The sequence below is a fragment of the Sandaracinus amylolyticus genome, from assembly GCF_021631985.1.
Taxonomy (GTDB): domain Bacteria; phylum Myxococcota_A; class Polyangia; order Polyangiales; family Sandaracinaceae; genus Sandaracinus; species Sandaracinus amylolyticus_A.
Window position 1 is genome coordinate 5276489 of record NZ_CP070225.1, and the last position, 15416, is coordinate 5291904.

The 15416-nt window shown below is 72.0% G+C and carries 13 protein-coding genes; 7 read left to right on the forward strand and 6 right to left on the reverse strand.

The annotated features are described in order from the left end of the window. The first annotated feature begins 28 nt into the window (after window positions 1–28). The 5 genes from I5071_RS22305 to I5071_RS22325 all read left to right on the forward strand — a co-directional run bounded on the left by I5071_RS22305 (window position 29) and on the right by I5071_RS22325 (window position 5439). Window positions 29–664, forward strand: coding sequence for a hypothetical protein (locus I5071_RS22305; RefSeq protein WP_236607537.1), 636 nt, complete (start codon window positions 29–31; stop codon window positions 662–664). A 431-nt stretch (window positions 665–1095) separates the two neighbouring features. Then, on the forward strand, window positions 1096–2415 hold the full coding sequence (locus I5071_RS22310) for a serine/threonine-protein kinase (RefSeq protein WP_236607538.1): 1320 nt from the start codon (window positions 1096–1098) through the stop codon (window positions 2413–2415). A gap of 132 nt (window positions 2416–2547) precedes the next feature. Further along, window positions 2548–3324, forward strand: a complete 777-nt coding sequence (locus tag I5071_RS22315; RefSeq protein ID WP_236607539.1) for a hypothetical protein — start codon at window positions 2548–2550, stop codon at window positions 3322–3324. Further along, on the forward strand, window positions 3321–4358 hold the full coding sequence (locus tag I5071_RS22320) for a Rieske 2Fe-2S domain-containing protein (RefSeq protein ID WP_236607540.1): 1038 nt from the start codon (window positions 3321–3323) through the stop codon (window positions 4356–4358). The genes I5071_RS22315 and I5071_RS22320 overlap by 4 nt, the downstream gene beginning before the upstream one ends. After that, window positions 4339–5439 (forward strand): GNAT family N-acetyltransferase, encoded by a 1101-nt coding sequence (locus I5071_RS22325; protein WP_236607541.1) that lies wholly within the window; start codon window positions 4339–4341, stop codon window positions 5437–5439. The genes I5071_RS22320 and I5071_RS22325 overlap by 20 nt, the downstream gene beginning before the upstream one ends. Here I5071_RS22325 and I5071_RS22330 read toward each other — a convergent pair whose 3' ends face one another. The 5 genes from I5071_RS22330 to I5071_RS22350 all read right to left on the reverse strand — a co-directional run bounded on the left by I5071_RS22330 (window position 5440) and on the right by I5071_RS22350 (window position 11791). Beyond that, window positions 5440–6222 (reverse strand): CPBP family intramembrane glutamic endopeptidase, encoded by a 783-nt coding sequence (locus tag I5071_RS22330; RefSeq protein WP_236607542.1) that lies wholly within the window; start codon window positions 6220–6222, stop codon window positions 5440–5442. Window positions 6223–6270: 48 nt separating this feature from the next. Next, window positions 6271–7017, reverse strand: a complete 747-nt coding sequence (locus I5071_RS22335; protein ID WP_236607543.1) for a hypothetical protein — start codon at window positions 7015–7017, stop codon at window positions 6271–6273. A gap of 30 nt (window positions 7018–7047) precedes the next feature. Then, window positions 7048–9354 (reverse strand): DNA polymerase II, encoded by a 2307-nt coding sequence (locus tag I5071_RS22340; RefSeq protein WP_236607544.1) that lies wholly within the window; start codon window positions 9352–9354, stop codon window positions 7048–7050. A gap of 298 nt (window positions 9355–9652) precedes the next feature. After that, complete coding sequence (locus I5071_RS22345) at window positions 9653–10156, reverse strand: hypothetical protein (protein WP_236607545.1); 504 nt, start codon at window positions 10154–10156, stop codon at window positions 9653–9655. 96 nt (window positions 10157–10252) lie between these two features. Further along, window positions 10253–11791 (reverse strand): FAD-binding protein, encoded by a 1539-nt coding sequence (locus I5071_RS22350; RefSeq protein ID WP_236607546.1) that lies wholly within the window; start codon window positions 11789–11791, stop codon window positions 10253–10255. On the opposite strand from I5071_RS22350, the gene I5071_RS22355 reads away from it, so the two are divergent. Then, entirely contained in the window at window positions 11753–13405 is a 1653-nt protein-coding gene (locus I5071_RS22355) for a hypothetical protein (RefSeq protein ID WP_236607547.1), read from the forward strand. The genes I5071_RS22350 and I5071_RS22355 overlap by 39 nt on opposite strands. Here I5071_RS22355 and I5071_RS22360 read toward each other — a convergent pair. After that, a complete protein-coding gene (locus I5071_RS22360) occupies window positions 13402–14727 on the reverse strand; it encodes a MopE-related protein (protein WP_236607548.1) in 1326 nt (441 codons plus the stop codon). The genes I5071_RS22355 and I5071_RS22360 overlap by 4 nt on opposite strands. 80 nt (window positions 14728–14807) lie before the next feature. Here I5071_RS22360 and I5071_RS22365 point away from each other — a divergent pair, with 80 nt between their 5' ends. After that, window positions 14808–15383 carry a Uma2 family endonuclease gene (locus tag I5071_RS22365; RefSeq protein ID WP_236607549.1) on the forward strand — a complete coding sequence of 192 codons (576 nt, stop codon included), beginning with the start codon at window positions 14808–14810 and terminating at the stop codon, window positions 15381–15383. The last annotated feature ends 33 nt before the right edge of the window (window positions 15384–15416 follow it).

Sequence of the window (15416 nt, forward strand, 5' to 3'; positions counted from 1 at the left end):
TGGTACCGTCGCGGCCTCCATGCCCGACGTGCGCGCCCTGTCCCGCCCCTACCCTGCGCGCGATCACGCGCCCGTCCTCACCCACGTCGACACCGCGATCTTCACGGCGCGCTACTTCACGCGCTGTCTCGCGCACCCGACCTGTCGCGACTGGTGCTGCTCGCACGGTGTCGACGTGGACGAGGCGAACGTCGCGCGCCTGCTCGAGCACGCCGACGAGCTCGAGCGCTTCACGGGCATCGATCGCGCGCGCTGGTTCCGCGACGACGTCACGCGCGACGCGGAGTTCCCCTCCGGCGCGTACCGCCGCACGCGGGTCGAGGACGGCGCGTGCGTGTTCCTCGATCGCAGCGCGCGCGGCTGCCGCATCCACGCGTTCTGCATCGCGACGGGGAGCGACTACCACGAGCTCAAGCCGATGGTGTCGACGCTCTTCCCGCTCACGTTCGACGAGGGGCTCCTGCGCCCGAGCGACGAGGTGCACGACCACTCGCTCGTCTGCCTCGACGCGCCCGACACCCGCCCCTCGAGCCCGACGCTCTACCGCGGCGTGCGCGACGAGCTGCGCTTCTACTTCGGCGAACCGCTGCTCGCCGAGCTCGACGCGCTCGAGGCCGCGCACACGCCCCACGCGCCCACGCGCCTGCGCGTCGTCCCGGGGTGACGCCTGGGCGACATCGGCGGGACACGATCGTGCGAGGCGGCGTGCGCGCCGCACCCGCGCTCCGGCGTCGCGTCCCGCGCACGCCCCGCTGCCCGCGTTCGCGAGCGTCGTGCCCGGCGCGTTGGTGCGAGGTGGCGCGTCCGCGCGACCGTCTTCGCGTCGAGTGCCCCACGTCGCAAGTGCGCCTCGTGCGTGGCCCCGCGGTCCTCGCTCGGCTGCGGTCGTGCGCGTGCGTCGCACCGTGCCGCGTCTCCCTCGAGCGAGGCTCGCGCATCTCACGTGGAGTCGGGCGCTCGGGCGCGTGCACACCGGAGCAGGTGGAGGTGCCACGCCGGACGACCTCGCGTCGAGGCACGACGACGCACCGAGGCCTCACGCCACGGACCCTCGTTCCCGCGAGCCGGGCACGCCCGCTGCAAACCCGACGGCGCATGTCCAGCGTGGCTCACGAGGCGTACGGAGACCTCACGCCCGGCGACCGCATCGGCGATCGATGGATCGTCCGCGAGCCGATCGGCAGTGGGGGCCACGCCACGGTGTACCGAGCCGAGCACGTGGAGCTCGGCCACTCGGTCGCGATCAAGGTGCTGCACCTCGATCGCTGCGGCAGCGCCGCCGACGAGATGCTCGGGCGCTTCCGGCGCGAGGCGCGCATCGCGGCGCGCATCCAGCACCGCAACGTCGTGCGCGTGTTCGACTGGGGCGAGCTCGAGAGCGGCTGGCCCTACTTCGTGATGCAGCTCGTGCCGGGCGAAGACCTGCAGGCGCTGATCGATCGCGAGGGCGCGCTGCCGATCGCGGCGGCGGTCGACGTGGGGCTGCAGGCGCTCGCGGGCCTCGGCGCGCTCGCCGAGCTCGGCGTCGTGCACCGCGACGTGAAGCCCGGGAACGTGATGATCGAGACGCGCCCGAACGGCGCGCGCATCGCGCGCATGGTCGATCTCGGCATCGCGTCGAGCTGCGATCACGTCGCGGGGCCGCGCTTCACGCTCGAGGGCACGGTGCTCGGGACGCCCGAGTACATGTCGCCCGAGCAGATCCGCGGGATGGAGCTCGATCACCGCGCCGACGTGTACTCGCTCGGCGTGGTGCTCTACGAGGCGCTCACCGGCGTGCTGCCGTTCCACGGCAAGGGCCCGTGCGCGACGCTCGCGATGGCGCTCACGCAGGAGCCCGCGCGCGCGATCGAGATGCGCCCCGACTGTCCGCCCGAGATCGACGCGATCGTCATGCGCGCGCTCGAGAAGGACCGCGAAGCGCGCTTCGAGAGCGCACGCGCGATGGCGAGCGCGCTCGCGGAGGCCGCCGATGCGTGCGGTCTGCCGCGCGGCGCCGACGCGTGGCGCACGGCAGACGCGATCGCCGAGCGCGAGGTCGACGGCATCCACGCCGAGACGGTCGCCGCGGACGAAGTGATCGAGCTGGTGCACCGGCGCGCGAAGCGCCCGGCCGCGCGCGCACGTCACGATGCCGCGCGCCCGCTGCCGCGCGTCGATCCGGCCGCAGCGCGTGCGCTCGACGACTCGACGCGCTTCCTGCGCGAGCCGACGAGCACGACGGTGCGCCTCAAGGCGCGCGCGCGAGCACCGTTCGGCGCGATCCGCGCGCTGATCGCGGTGGTGGCCCTGGGCGTCGCGACCGCGCTCGGCGTGCGCGCCGCGACCGGCGCGGTGATGGCCGACCTGCCGGAGGGCACGACCGACGCGCTGCAGACGCACATCGTGCCCGCGCAGCCGCCGCTCGCGCCGTGAGGCGCGCGCGCGTTGGGGGCTCGCGTCGCGCTCCGTGACGCGAACGCTCACGCCGCGCGATTGGCCGCGATCCCGCGCGTTTGCTAGACCGCGCGCCCGAGTCGGTGACATCCGGCTCGGGAGCGACGCAGCATGCAGGTGGGGGGTCGCTCGGGGGCGCTGCGCGGTGAGACGCGCCGCGCGAGCGAGATCGATGTGCGCACGCGCGACGCGATGTGGTCGCTCTTCGAGCGCTACTACGCGGACGTGCGGCGCGAGGTCTTCGAGCGCGACCTCTCGAGCAAGCAGTACGTGATCCTGCTGCTCGACGAGGGCGACGAGAGCGTGCAGGGCTTCTCGACGGTGCAGGTCTACCGTCGCGTGATCGACGGGCGCCCGGTGCAGATCGTGTTCTCCGGCGACACCGTCATCGAGCGCACGTACTGGGGCCAGGGCGTCGTCCAGCGCGCGTACGCCGCGCTCTTCCTGCGCGTGAAGCTCGAGCGCCCGAGCGAGCCGCTCTACTACTTCCTGCTGAGCAAGGGGTACAAGACGTATCTCTTGCTCACGCGCTCGTACCCCGAGCACTGGCCGCGCCACGATCGCGAGACACCCACGCACGTGCGCACGATCCTCGACACGCTGTCGCGCGAGAAGTTCGGCGAGCTCTACGACGCGCACAGCGGCGTGGTCCGCGTGCAGTCCGCCGAGGGGCGCTTGCGCGAGGACGTCGCGCCCATCCACGACGGTCTGATGGCGGATCCCGACATCCGCTTCTTCGCGAAGATCAACCCGGGCTACGTGCAGGCGCACGAGCTCTGCTGCATCGCGCCGGTCACGTGGCTCACCCCGGTGCGCTACGTCGTCTCGCGCGGCGCGCGCGCAATCTCGTCGCGCCTCCGCGCGCCCACCCCCGAGAGACGTCGATGAGCGAGCTGCACGTGCGCACACCGCTGAGCGCGCTCGAGGAGCACTGGCTCCTCGCCGCATCGAGCCGCGAGCTGGGGGACGCGCCGCTCGGTCGCACCGTGCTCGGCCGATCGATCGTGCTGTTCCGTGATGCGTCGGGCGCTGCGGTCGCGCTCGAGGATCGCTGCCCGCACCGCCACGTCTCGCTCTCGAAGGGATGCGTGCAGCGCGGGACGATCGCGTGCCCGTACCACGGCTGGCGCTTCGACGGACGCGGCGCGTGCGTGCACGTACCGAGCGCGCTCGACGGCGAGAAGCTGCCGAAGGCGACGGTCGCGACCTTCGCGGTGCGCGAGCAGGACGAGAGCGTGTGGGTGTGGATCGGCAGCGGCGCGCCCACGCGCGAGCCGCCGCGCTGGCCCCACGCCGAGATGGGAGGATTCGCCACGCACGAGGTCGTCACCGTGATCGACTGCGCGCTCCTGCCGATCCTCGACAACTTCGTCGACACCGCGCACACCGGCATCGTGCATCGCGGGCTCTTCCGCGGACCGCCGAGCAAGCCGGTGCGCGCGCGGATCGAAGAGCTCGCGACGGGCGTGCGCATCGAGACGCTCGGCGAGAGCGATCCCGACAGCGTCGCAGGCCGGCTCACCGGCGGCGAGCGCATCGAGCACTTCGACGAGGTGATCCTCCCGTACACCGTGCGCGTCGACTATCGCTGGGGCACGTCGCGCCACGTGCTCACGACGTCGATCTGCACGCCCGAGACCGCGACCCGAACACGCGTGTTCACTCGCGTCTCGGTGCGATTCGGTCGTGCCTCCGCGATGCTGGTGCGCGCGCTGATCCCGCTGACCGAGCGCGTGCTCGCACAGGACAAGGACGTGCTCGAAGATCAGGCGGCGCAGCTCGCGAAGCACGGCGCGACGTTCCGCGCGTCGACGATCGCCGATGCGCCGACGATCGCGGTCACCCGCGCGTTCGAGGCGTACTGCGAGCACCGGATGGACGCGCGCGAATTGCGGACCCGGGATGTCGAGTACCGACTCTGAGCGATATCGCGCGCCGCGCCTCGCCGACGAGCGCGACGATCCGAAGCTCTGCGCGCTCGCGCGCAGCGTCGTGATGCGCGGCGACGTCAGCTACGTGCTCGAGCGCGATCCGAGCTTCCTCGCGATGACGCGCGCCCAGGGCGAAGGCGGGCGAGTGGTCGTGATCGAGCACGACGAGAGCGGCGAGATCGTCGCGTCGGGGATGAGCGCGCCGATGGACGTGTACCTCGACGGACGCGCGCGGCGGACGCTCTATGCGGGCGATCTCAAGGTGCACCCGGCGCATCGCGCGAAGGGCGTCGCCGAGCTCGTCGCGGCGGCGAGCGTCGCGCAGTTCGAGACGGAGGGGCACGACCTCGCATGGGGCGTGGTGCTCTCGAGCAACCGCGCGGTCGAGCGCTTCTTCGGGCGCACCACCGAGCTCGTGCGCTTCCAGCCGCGCAACGACGTGACGATGTGGAATGTGTTCTTCGGCCCGCGTCGTGGTCGCGTCGAGGCACGGCGCGCGCGACCGGAGGACGCGGCGCAGATGGTCGAGCTCTTCCACGCGACGCATCGCGACCGGCAATTCGCGCCCGCGCTCGATCGTGACGATCCCGTCGGCGCGCTCACGCGCTTTCCCGGCATGCGCATCGACGACTACTACGTGCGCGAGCGCGGCGGGCGCATCGTCGCGTTCTGCGGCGTGTGGGACGCGTTCGCGATCAAGCGTGCGCGGCTGATCGCGCTCTCGCGCGCGATGGAAGTGGTGCGCTTCGGGTACGACGCCGTCGCGCGCCTCGCCCGGCGTCCGCGCCTGCCGCGCGACGGGGAGCACCTTCGCTTCCTCTACGCGACCGCGTGGTGCGCGCAGGAGGTCGACGATCTGCGCGCGGTGCTCGCGACGATCCACGACGCGCACGCAGGGCGCGAGCACGTGTACTTCGACATCGCGTTCGACGCGCGCGATCCGATGGCGCGCGCGCTCGACGGGCTCTGGAAGACCGGGGTGCCGTTCCGCCTCGCGACGCTCACGTGGGGCGCGCACCAGCCGCCCTCGCTGCGCGAGGCTCCGGCGTACTTCGACCCCGCGATCGTGTGATCACGCGATCGCGACGGTCTTGCCCTCGAACGCGCGACGATCGAGCGCGAGCAACACGATCGCGAGGACGGCCCACGACGCCGTGAGGATGAAGAGCGGCGTGGAGTCCTCGGGCAGCGCGTGATTCGGGTTGTCGAGGTGCGAGCCGAGGTGGAGCAGCACCGCGACCAGCAGGCTCCCGCCGGTGCGACGGTAGAACCACGTGTACACGACGTTGCCGACGATGATGAGCACGATGCCGACGAGCACCTGCGTCATCGTCATCCCGACGCTGACGAACATCGGCAAGTGCCACACGCCCCAGAGCACGCCGAGGATCGCCGTCGCTCGTCGCGCACCGTGGCGCGCGATCAAGCGCGGCAGCGCGTAGCCGCGCCATCCGATCTCCTCGCAGATCGGCACGAAGAGGATCGCGCCGAAGTGCTCGGGCCGCTCCGGGAGATAGACCCACGGCCCTCCGCCGGACCCCGGCACCAGCGCGTACACCGCGCGCCCCGCGACGTAGACGAGCCCGGGCAGCCCGAGCGCGAGCACCAGCCACATCGGGCCGACGCGCCACGCGCCGAGCCCTCGCAGCATCGTGCGCACGGCCGCCCATCCACCTTCGCGACGCGCCGCGAGGATCGCGGCGATCGCGGGCGAGAACACCGCGAGCGGTGCCGCCGCCATGTACGTCTCGGGCGCGCCGGGCAACACGCCGAGCGCCGCGAGCGAAGGCGGCAGCAGCGAGAGCCACGTCAGCAGGAACGCGATGCCGAAGTAGAACGTCGTGGGGGGCAGCATGGGCCTGGTTTCGACCACGCGCGCGCGGCGCGGTTCCCGGAGACGATTCTAATCGCAACCAATTGGTTGCACGTCCAGCACCACGTCGTCGACGAGCGCCTCGAACGTGCCCTGGCTCGGGTCGGACCACGCGACCCCGACCAGCACCCGGTCGTAGTCGCCCGCGGGATACGAGTCGACGCCGGTGGCCGACACCACGCGCTCGCCGTCGAGGAAGAGCTCGAGCTCGCCGTCGCCGTCCGACACGCCCACGTGCAGCTCGACGCAGACCCACTCGTCCGCGGGGAAGCGCAGCTCGTCGGGCGCGTCGAACGTGCCCGCCTCGACGCCGAAGACCTCGACCCGCCCGTCGCGCACGACGTTCACGTCGATGCCGAACACGTCGCTGCCCTGGTGCTCGAGCGCGAGCAGGTTCACGCCGACGCTCGGGCTCGGCGCGGGCACCCGCACGAACGCGCGCAGCCAGAGATCGCCCGACGCGATCGGCGTGAAGCGGCGATGCACGAACGCGGTCGCGCCGCTGCCACCCATCTCGGCGCGCAGCGCGCGCTCGCCGCGATGCACGGCCGCGGTCGTGGTCCCGACCATCCCGTCGTCGCGCGTCGTGAGCGACCAGTACGTGCCGACGTCCCCCTCGAAGCCCGAGCACACGAGCGCACCGGCGTGCTGCGACGCGCACTCGTCGATCGACGGCGGCGCATCGAGGGTGCCTCCGTCGCCCGAGCCCACGTCGTAGCCGACGCGGCCGCAGCCCACGAGCAGCACCATCGCGAGCGCGGGCGACCTCCACAGCATCCCGCTCCAGGATGCCTCGGATGGTGCTCGTCAGAACAGCCGCAGCTGCGCGCCCGCCACCCGATCGAACGACGTGCCCAGCAGCGGGAGCACCACGTCCGCCGCGGGCGCGAGCTGCTTGTCGACGTAGTGCGCGTGATCGATCGGCGAGACGCGTCGCGACGCGGGCTCGGGCCCGCGCGTCGTGATCACGTACTCGATCTCGTCGCCCTCGAGATCGTCCTCGAGCATGCGCGCTGCGCGCACGTGGGGCGGCGAGCCGCCGTAGTCCTCGATCTCACGGCGCAGTCGGCGTCGATAGACGAGCTCGCGATCGAGCTTCCCCGCGACGAGATCGCCGCGTACCCCGCGCAGCCACTCCTCCCACGGCTGGTCCTCGAACACCCGGCGCAGCAGCTCGCGCTGCACCTCGCGCGCGAGCGGCGTCCAGTCGCTGCGGATCGCCTCGAGCCCGCGGATCACCAGCTCGAGCGCGCCGTCGCCGCGACGCACGAGGCCGGCATAGCGCTTCTTCGAGCCGCGATCGGAGTGCCGCATCGTCGGCATCAGGAAGCGCAGGTAGTGCGACTCGAAGCGCATCTCGAGGAAGCTCTCGAGGCGCAGCTCGCGCGCCAGCGCGTCGCGCCAGTACGCGGTGATCTCGCGCGCGAGGCGGGCGCCTTCGGCGCGGCACTCGGCCTCGGCGAGCGACTCGGGCAAGCGCACGAAGAGCGAGTCGGTGTCGCCGTAGATCACCGGATGCCCGCGCTCCTCGAAGAACGCGCGGCTGCGATCGATGATCTCGTGTCCGCGCCGCGTGATCGACGTCGCGAGGCGCGGATCGAAGAAGCGGCAGCCCGGCGTGCCGAGCACGCCGTAGAACGAGTTCATCAGGATCTTGATCGCGCGCGAGAGCGCCTCGTTCTTCGCGCTCTGCGCGCGCCCGCGCGCCTCCGCGAGGTGCGCGACGATGTCGGGGAGGATCGCGCCTTCGCGCGGGAACGACGCGCCCTCGAAGCCGGGGATCGGATCGTCGCCCGGCGCCCAGAGCCCGAGCGGATCGACGTGGAACGTGCGGATGATGCTGGGGTACAGCGAGCGGAAGTCGAACGAGAGCACGTTGCGGTAGAGCCCCGGCACGCTCTCGAGCACGTGCCCGCCGGGCGAGGGGATCGCGTCGACCTCCACGCCGACGTCGGGCGCGACGTACCCGCGGCGATGCAGGCGCGGCAGGTAGAGATGATCGAACGCCGCGACCGCGCCGCCCTGTCGATCGAGGGGCAGCCCGGTCAGACGTGCGCGCTCGACCGCGAACCCGACGAGGTCGGCGGCGCGGAACACGTCGAGCACGAGCCGCGCGTCCTCGAGGTTGTAGGCCGCGAGCGCGTCGGGATCCTCGGCGTGCATGCGGCGGATCTCGGCGAGCGCGTCGCCTCCCGCGTCGATGCGCTTGCCGCGCCCGACCAGCGCGCGCGCGACGTGATCGAGCGTGTAGCGCTCGAAGGACCACGTCGCGTTCTTCAGGGTCGCGATGCCGTCGAGCACGACACGCCCGGGCACGCGCGCGATCGACACCTGGCTCGCGGTCGCGCCCTCGAGCACGCGCGCACGCTCGCCCGCGCGGCCGATCGCGAAGGGCACACGGAGCACCGCGCAGCGCGCCTGCAGCGCGCGGAGGTCGAACTCCACGACGTTCCACCCGACGATCAGATCGGGATCGGCGCGCCGGATCACGTCGAACGCCGCGTCGAGCAGCGCGCGCTCGTCGTCGTGGAAGGTGATCGCGTCGTGATCGCGATCGCTCTCCCGCGCGCGCCGGATCAGCACGCGCTCGAGGCCCTCGCCCGCGAGCGCGATCGAGAGCACCGGGCCGTCCCACCCGTCGGTCTCGATGTCGAGCGAGAGCGGGCGAAGCTGCGGCGTGACGTCGGCGGCGCGCACCTGCGGATCGCGCACGTGCAGCACGCCGTCCTTGCTGCGCGCGTGGCCGCGCAGCGCGATCCCGCTGGTGACGAAGCGCTCCATCAAGAAGCGATCGGAGGGCTTCACGTCGGACTCGAGCGCGACCTGCAGCCGATTGCGCAGCCGCTCTCGCTCCGCGATCAGCGCGCGCTGCGATCGGAAGTAGACCGCGTCGACGTCGAGCCCCTCGCGCGTGCGCAGCGGCCGAGGATCGCGGCGCCCCGCCTCGGTCGCGACGTCGCGCGGCACGAACAGGACCGCTTCCTGATCACGCAGCGACGCCTTGATCGCGCCGTGCTCCGACGAGACCGCCCAGAGCGTGATCTCGACGCCGCCCGGACCGTCCCGCCACTCTCGCGAGAGGAGGAACGCATCGAGCTCGCGCACGTCCGGCACGAGCGCGTCATAGCGCAATCGACCCGCTCACGCGGAGCCATCCCGGCCGACGAGATCGCGGTGACGAGCAAGCGGGCCTGGAGCGGCCGCGAAGCCGACGAGATCGCGCTGCCGAGCAAGAGCAAGCGGGGCTGGGGCCCCGCGCGCAGCGTTTGGGGAGGCGGCCGCGAAGCCGACGAGATCGCGCTGCCGAGCAAGAGCAAGCGGGGCTGGGGCCCCGCGCGCAGCGTTCGGGGAGGGGGGCCCCGATCCGGCTCTGCCGGTCGGGGGGAGGGGTCTTCCAAGACCCCTTCCGCAATCAACGATGCGTGCCGACGCCGGCGACCTTCGCGCGCACGCGCTCGATCGCGGCCTCGAGCTCACCCGCACCGCCCGAGCCCGCCGAGAGCTGCGGCGCGACCATCACGGCCGCCGATCGAATCGACTCGACGAACTTGAACGGCAGCGCCTTCGGCGAGAGCGACGAGAGCGCGACGCCGACGCCGCGCACGATCGCCGCACGGAAGCCACCACCCTCGGGGACGATGATCGCGTGGTCCATCGAGCTCGTGAGATCACGGTACACGCGCGACATGCCCTTGCGGACCTCGTCGCTCGGCGGCGGCGACGTGCGCTCGATGATCGAGATCGTCGAGACCTTCGCCCCGGCGGGTTGCTCGGCGAGGAAGCTGCGCGCGACACGCTCGAGGCCGGCCAGGTTGTCCATCGTCATCGGGCCCCGCCACACCTGGATCAGCACGCGATCCCAGGTGGCGAGGCAATGATCGGCATCGAGTGTCCTCGTCTGTACTCCGTCGCTCATGGACCTCCCTCACTCACTCTGCTTCCGTCCCCGCCGCGAAGATACACGAGGCGCGGCATCGATGGATCGTTTGCGGCCGCATGGAGCGAACGTGAGTCAGCGACGGAGCGCCATGCGCCCGGTGAACGCGTTGTCGAACAGCCCGAATCGGTTGAACCGCGCGAGCTGCCGTGCCCAGCTCGGACCCTTCGGGTACCGGAGCAGGAATCCACCCGACACGGTGTGACGCTGGCCCCAGTGTGGTCGTCCCTCGAAGCGCGGATCGATCAGCGTGCGCTCGAACGAGCCGAGGATGATCGGCGCGGCATCGGCGGCGGTCGCCGATCCGATCGCGTGCACGTTGACGTTGCCCACCGGGATCGGCGCCTCGATGGTGCAGGTGTCGCGGCCGTATTGCATCGCGAGGTAGTGCGACGACGCGCGAGAGAAGCGGATGCCGAGCGGCGAGACGTGGAAGAAGCCGCGCGAGGCCATCGCGTCGAGGTGCGCGATCGTCGCGTCGATCGCCGCCACGCTGCGGCCCACGTCGACCCCGATCTCGCTCGACGTCGCCGGGATCCAATCGCCCACGCTGGTGCGGAACACGACGTAGCTCTCGCTCTCGATCGTGCGCGTCGCGTCCTCGCGGAAGAGCTCGCGCAGCTTCTGGGTCGCGATGCGCGTCCCGAGCGGGCCCGCGGCGAGCGCGCAGCACACCAGCTCCGACTGCTCCTTCCCTTCGCGCGTGCGCGCCTCGCGGATCCGCGCGTCGCCGCGCGGCGGGAGCTCGGTCAGCGGCACGTGGTGGGGGAGCGCGGGGCGCTTCTCGCGCACCGTCACCTGGCACCAGTGCTCGCCGTCGAGGCGCTCGGGCAGCATCGTCACGTCGAGCCAGGGCGTCGATCGCGCGCGCGACACGAGCGTCGACTTGAGCGACGACCACGGCACGACCTCGCACGTCTCGCGCAGCTGGAACGCGGGCACCACGCGCAGCGTGATCGCGGTGACGATGCCGAAGCACCCGAGCCCGACGACGACGCTGCGGAACACCTCGTCGTCCTGCACGAGCGACATGCGCCCGCGCTGGCTCGAGCCATAGAACCGATCGCGATCGGTGATCCCGTTCGTCGGCTCGATGCGCCAGTGCCGCACCACCGGGCGCCCCGCGTCCTCGACGCCGATCATCTCGATCGACGAGACGAGATCCGCGAGCGGTCCGAAGCCGAGCCCGGTGCCGTGGGTGCCCGTCGCGATCGCGCCGTAGATCGACTGTCCGTCGTAGGAGCCGAGGTTCGGCATCGCGAGACGGCGCTTCGCGAGATCGAGGTTGAGCGCGCGGATCGTCTGTCCCGACGAGACGCGCACGAGCTGCTCGCCGGGTCGCACCCGCGGCTCGACCAGCGCGAGATCGCCCTTCAGCCACGTCTTCCAGTCGGCGTCGTCGAGCGCGAGGTGCTCGAGCGAGAGGAGGATCGCGTCCGAAGGCGGACGCGCGACGTCGGAGGTCGAGTGGCCCGAGCCCACGGCGCGGATGCGACGGTTCGTCCTGACCGCCTCCTCGACCGCCTCGAACACCGCGTCGACCTTCGCGGGCCGCCGCACCTCGCATGCGACGCGTTGCTGTCCGAGCCAGTCGCTCCACTCCCCATCGCTCACCGGCATGCGCTCCTCCGAGGCGCGCGAAGGTACCTCATCCGTGTGCGCACGCGCGCATCGCCGCGCGCGCGCGGCGCGCTATCGTCGCGCCCGATGTGCCGTCCCCCAGCGCGCCCCGCGCGCTCGTTGCTCGTCCTCGCTCTCTTCGTCGCAGCCTCCGGATGTGTGCGCGGACCCGCAGCGCGCGGGAACGACTGGCACACGATCACCACCGCGCACGTGCGGCTGACGTCGGACGCGAACGTCGAACGCGCGGTCGAGCACGCCTGGCTTCTCGAGGACTTCCACCTCGCGCTCGCGCATTGGTTTCCCGACTGTGCGCGCGGCGACGACACGACCGAGGTGGTCATCCTCGCGCGCGACGGCGAGTACGACGAGATCGCCCCGCGCGAGTCCCTGGGCTTCTTCGCGGACGGCTCGTACGACTCGCCCTACGCCGTTCCCGCCCGCGTCGTGATCTCGGCTCCGGCGGCCCGCGAGAACAGCCTCCCCGATCTCTTCGTCCACGAGCTGACGCATCGCTTCGTCGCGACGTGTTACCCGGAGGCGCCGCCCTGGCTGCACGAAGGGCTCGCGGAATTCTTCGAGACGATGCGCGTCGAGGACGACTCGATCGTCCTCGGCACCGCGCGCTTCCGCATCCGCGACGTGCAGCACACGTTCATGTTCCGATCGCACGGGCGCACCTACGCCGACGTCCCTCCGGAGCGCGTGCCCAGCGCGACCGAGCTCGTCGCGATGACGCCGAGCGCGTTCTACGACCCGACCGGGCACGGCACGGGCGACGGCTCGCGGTTCGGCAACTACGTCGGCGCGTGGGCGCTCGTGCACATGATGCGGCTGGGCACGGATCTCGAGCTGCGCGCGCGCTTCCGCGAGTACCTCGGCGCGCTGGAGCTCGGCCTCGTGGACGAGCGCGAGGCGTTCGCGCGCGCGTTCGAGGACTTCCCGTTGGACATCATGCTCGAGGGCCACATGTGGGCCACCGATCGCACGGTGCTCCGCGCGCCCTACCGGCCGCCGGTGATCGCTCGGCCCGTCGTCGAGCCGCTCTCGCCGGGCGCGGCGCACGTCACGTGGGCGACGCTGCTGCTGAGGTCGGGCCGTGCGGACGCGCAGGAGCGCGCGCGCGTGCACATCGCGGAGGCGGCGCGCGATCCCCGGGCCCGCGCCGATGCGCTGCTGCTGCGCGCGACGCTCGCCGAGGGCACGGCGAGGGAGCGTGCGATCCGCGAAGCGGAGCTCATCGCGCCCGGCACGGCGCGGGTTCTGCGGGCACGCGGCTTCCTCGCGCTCGCGCAGAACGACGTCGAGAGCGCGCGTGCGATCTCGACCGCGCTCTCGGGGCGCAGCGATCTCGGGGTCGCGGAGCGCATCGTGATCGCGCAGCTCCTCCACGCGAGCGGCGATCTGCAGGGCGCCGCCGCGAACGCGTCCATCGCGGTGCAGCACGCGGCGAGCACGTGGGAAGCGCAGTACGTGCTCGGCCGCGTCCTCGCGGATCTCGGTCAGGCTCGTGAAGCACGCCGCGCATTGCTGATCGTGCTGCGCCTCGTCGGCGACGGCCGAACCGAGCTCACCCGTGAAGTGCGCGCGCTGCTCGACGAGCTCTAGCGGCCCTCCACCGCGAGCCCTGCGCGCGCCGTGCTCGGCGCGAGCGTCTCGATCGTGATCTGCGCGATCGCCTCGGGGATGCTGCGCAGCTCGAGCACGACGTAGTAGGTGCCCGCGGGCAGATCGGGGAAGACCTGCACGCGATCGTCGAAGGGCTCGAGCACCACGCATCCGAGCGCCGAGCTCGTGTCGCCGCACGCGCTGCGTACCGAGAGCCCGAGCCGCGCGTGACCGTCGAGCGTCACCCGGAGATCTCGACGAGCACCGGTGGTGATCGCGTACACGAGCTCGGGCCAGTCGTCGTCGCCGCAGCCGAGCGCGAGGTCGTCCTTCGTGTCGATGAAGTCCGCGGTGAACGTCCCGCCCCCGCCCACGTCGAGCGCGGTCGCGCACGCCTCGTTCGTCGGCGGATCGGTCGCCGGCGAGAACGTCACGTCGAGCGTGAGCTGATCGGTCGAGCCCGAGCCGAAGTTCCGCTCGGCGCCCGCGAGCACGTAATAGGTGCCCGCTTCCAGCGCGCGATACCGCATCGTCGCGGGGAAGCCGGTCACGTCGTCGATCTCGGTCGTCGCGTCGTCGCAGCCGCGCCGCAGCGCGACCTCGGTGTAGGCCCAGTCGTCACCGGGATCGGCCGCGATGATCTCGACGTCGCGCTCCTCGCCGATCGTGAAGCGCGCGACGAAGTCGCGGCACTCGACGATGCCGCAGCCGAGGTAGTCGCCGCGCAGCTCGCGCGCCTCGACCGCGAAGGTTCCACCCGCCGAGACGTCGAGCGGATCGGCGCACGTGTCGTGCGGCGCGGTCGCGCACACGTCCTCGTCGACGTCTCCGTCGCAGTCGTCGTCGCGGCGGTTCCCGCAGCGCTCCTCGGTGCCCGACGACACCGTGGGATCCGAGTCGTCGCAGTCGTTGCCCCCGTCGCAGAACATGTCGACGTCGCCGTCGTCGTCGAGATCGCGCGCAGCGTGCGTGCAGCTCGCTGCGCTCTCGTCGCAGCGATCGACGGTGCAGACATCGCCGTCGTCGCAGCTCTCGCGCCGCCCTTCGATGCAGCCGTCGACCGGATCGCAGCGCTCCGCTCCGTCGCAGAACACGTCGTCGGCGCACGATGCGTGGTCGAGGTGCCAGCGGCAGAGCCCCTCGGCACAGATCTCGACGCTGCACGCGACGCCGTCGTCGCAGTCGGAGTCGACCGTGCACTCGCGGGGACCGGCGTCGACCGGGGGCCCGCCGTCGCCGGTTCCTCCGTCGGAGGTCGCGAGCGGACGTGACGAGCACGCGGCGAGCAGCACGAGCGCGGCGAGCGACCAGAGACCTCTCATGCATGCTTATTGGCCGGACCCCGCCGGACCCGTGACGGCACCCGATGGAACCCGCACGGCGAGCGCCGTACGCTTGACGAATGGCCTCGCCCGCGCCGCGCATCACGCCCGAGGAGTACTTCGCCCTCGACTCCGGGTCGGAGCGCAAGACCGAGTACTACGATGGCGTCGCGGTCGCGATGGCGGGCGCGTCCCCGCGCCACAACCAGATCGCGCTGAACGTCGCGTCTGCCCTGCGCACCCAGCTCGCCCCGCGCGGCTGCTTCGTGGCCGCGGCCGATCAGCGCGTCCGCCTCGCGACCACCCGCGCCTGGGTCTACCCCGACGTCGTCGTCTCCTGCGCTCCGCGCTTCGAGCCCCCGCGCCCGCAGACGCTGCTCAACCCCGAGCTCGTCGTCGAGGTGCTCTCGGAGTCGACCGAGGCCCACGACCTCACCGCGAAGCTCGCGCATTACCGCGCGACCGAGCCGATCGCCGAGATCGTGTTCGTCCATCCGCGCGAGCGGCTCGTCGAGCACCACCGTCGTGTCGATGGCTCGCGCTGGCTCGTGTCGCTCGTGCGCGAAGGTGTCGTCGAGCTCCCCGGCACCGCGACCACGCTGGCGATCGCCGACGTGTACGCCGGCGCCGACACGCTGCCCGACGACGAGGACTGATCGGGTCCGCGTCGAGAAATCGAAATCCGACCG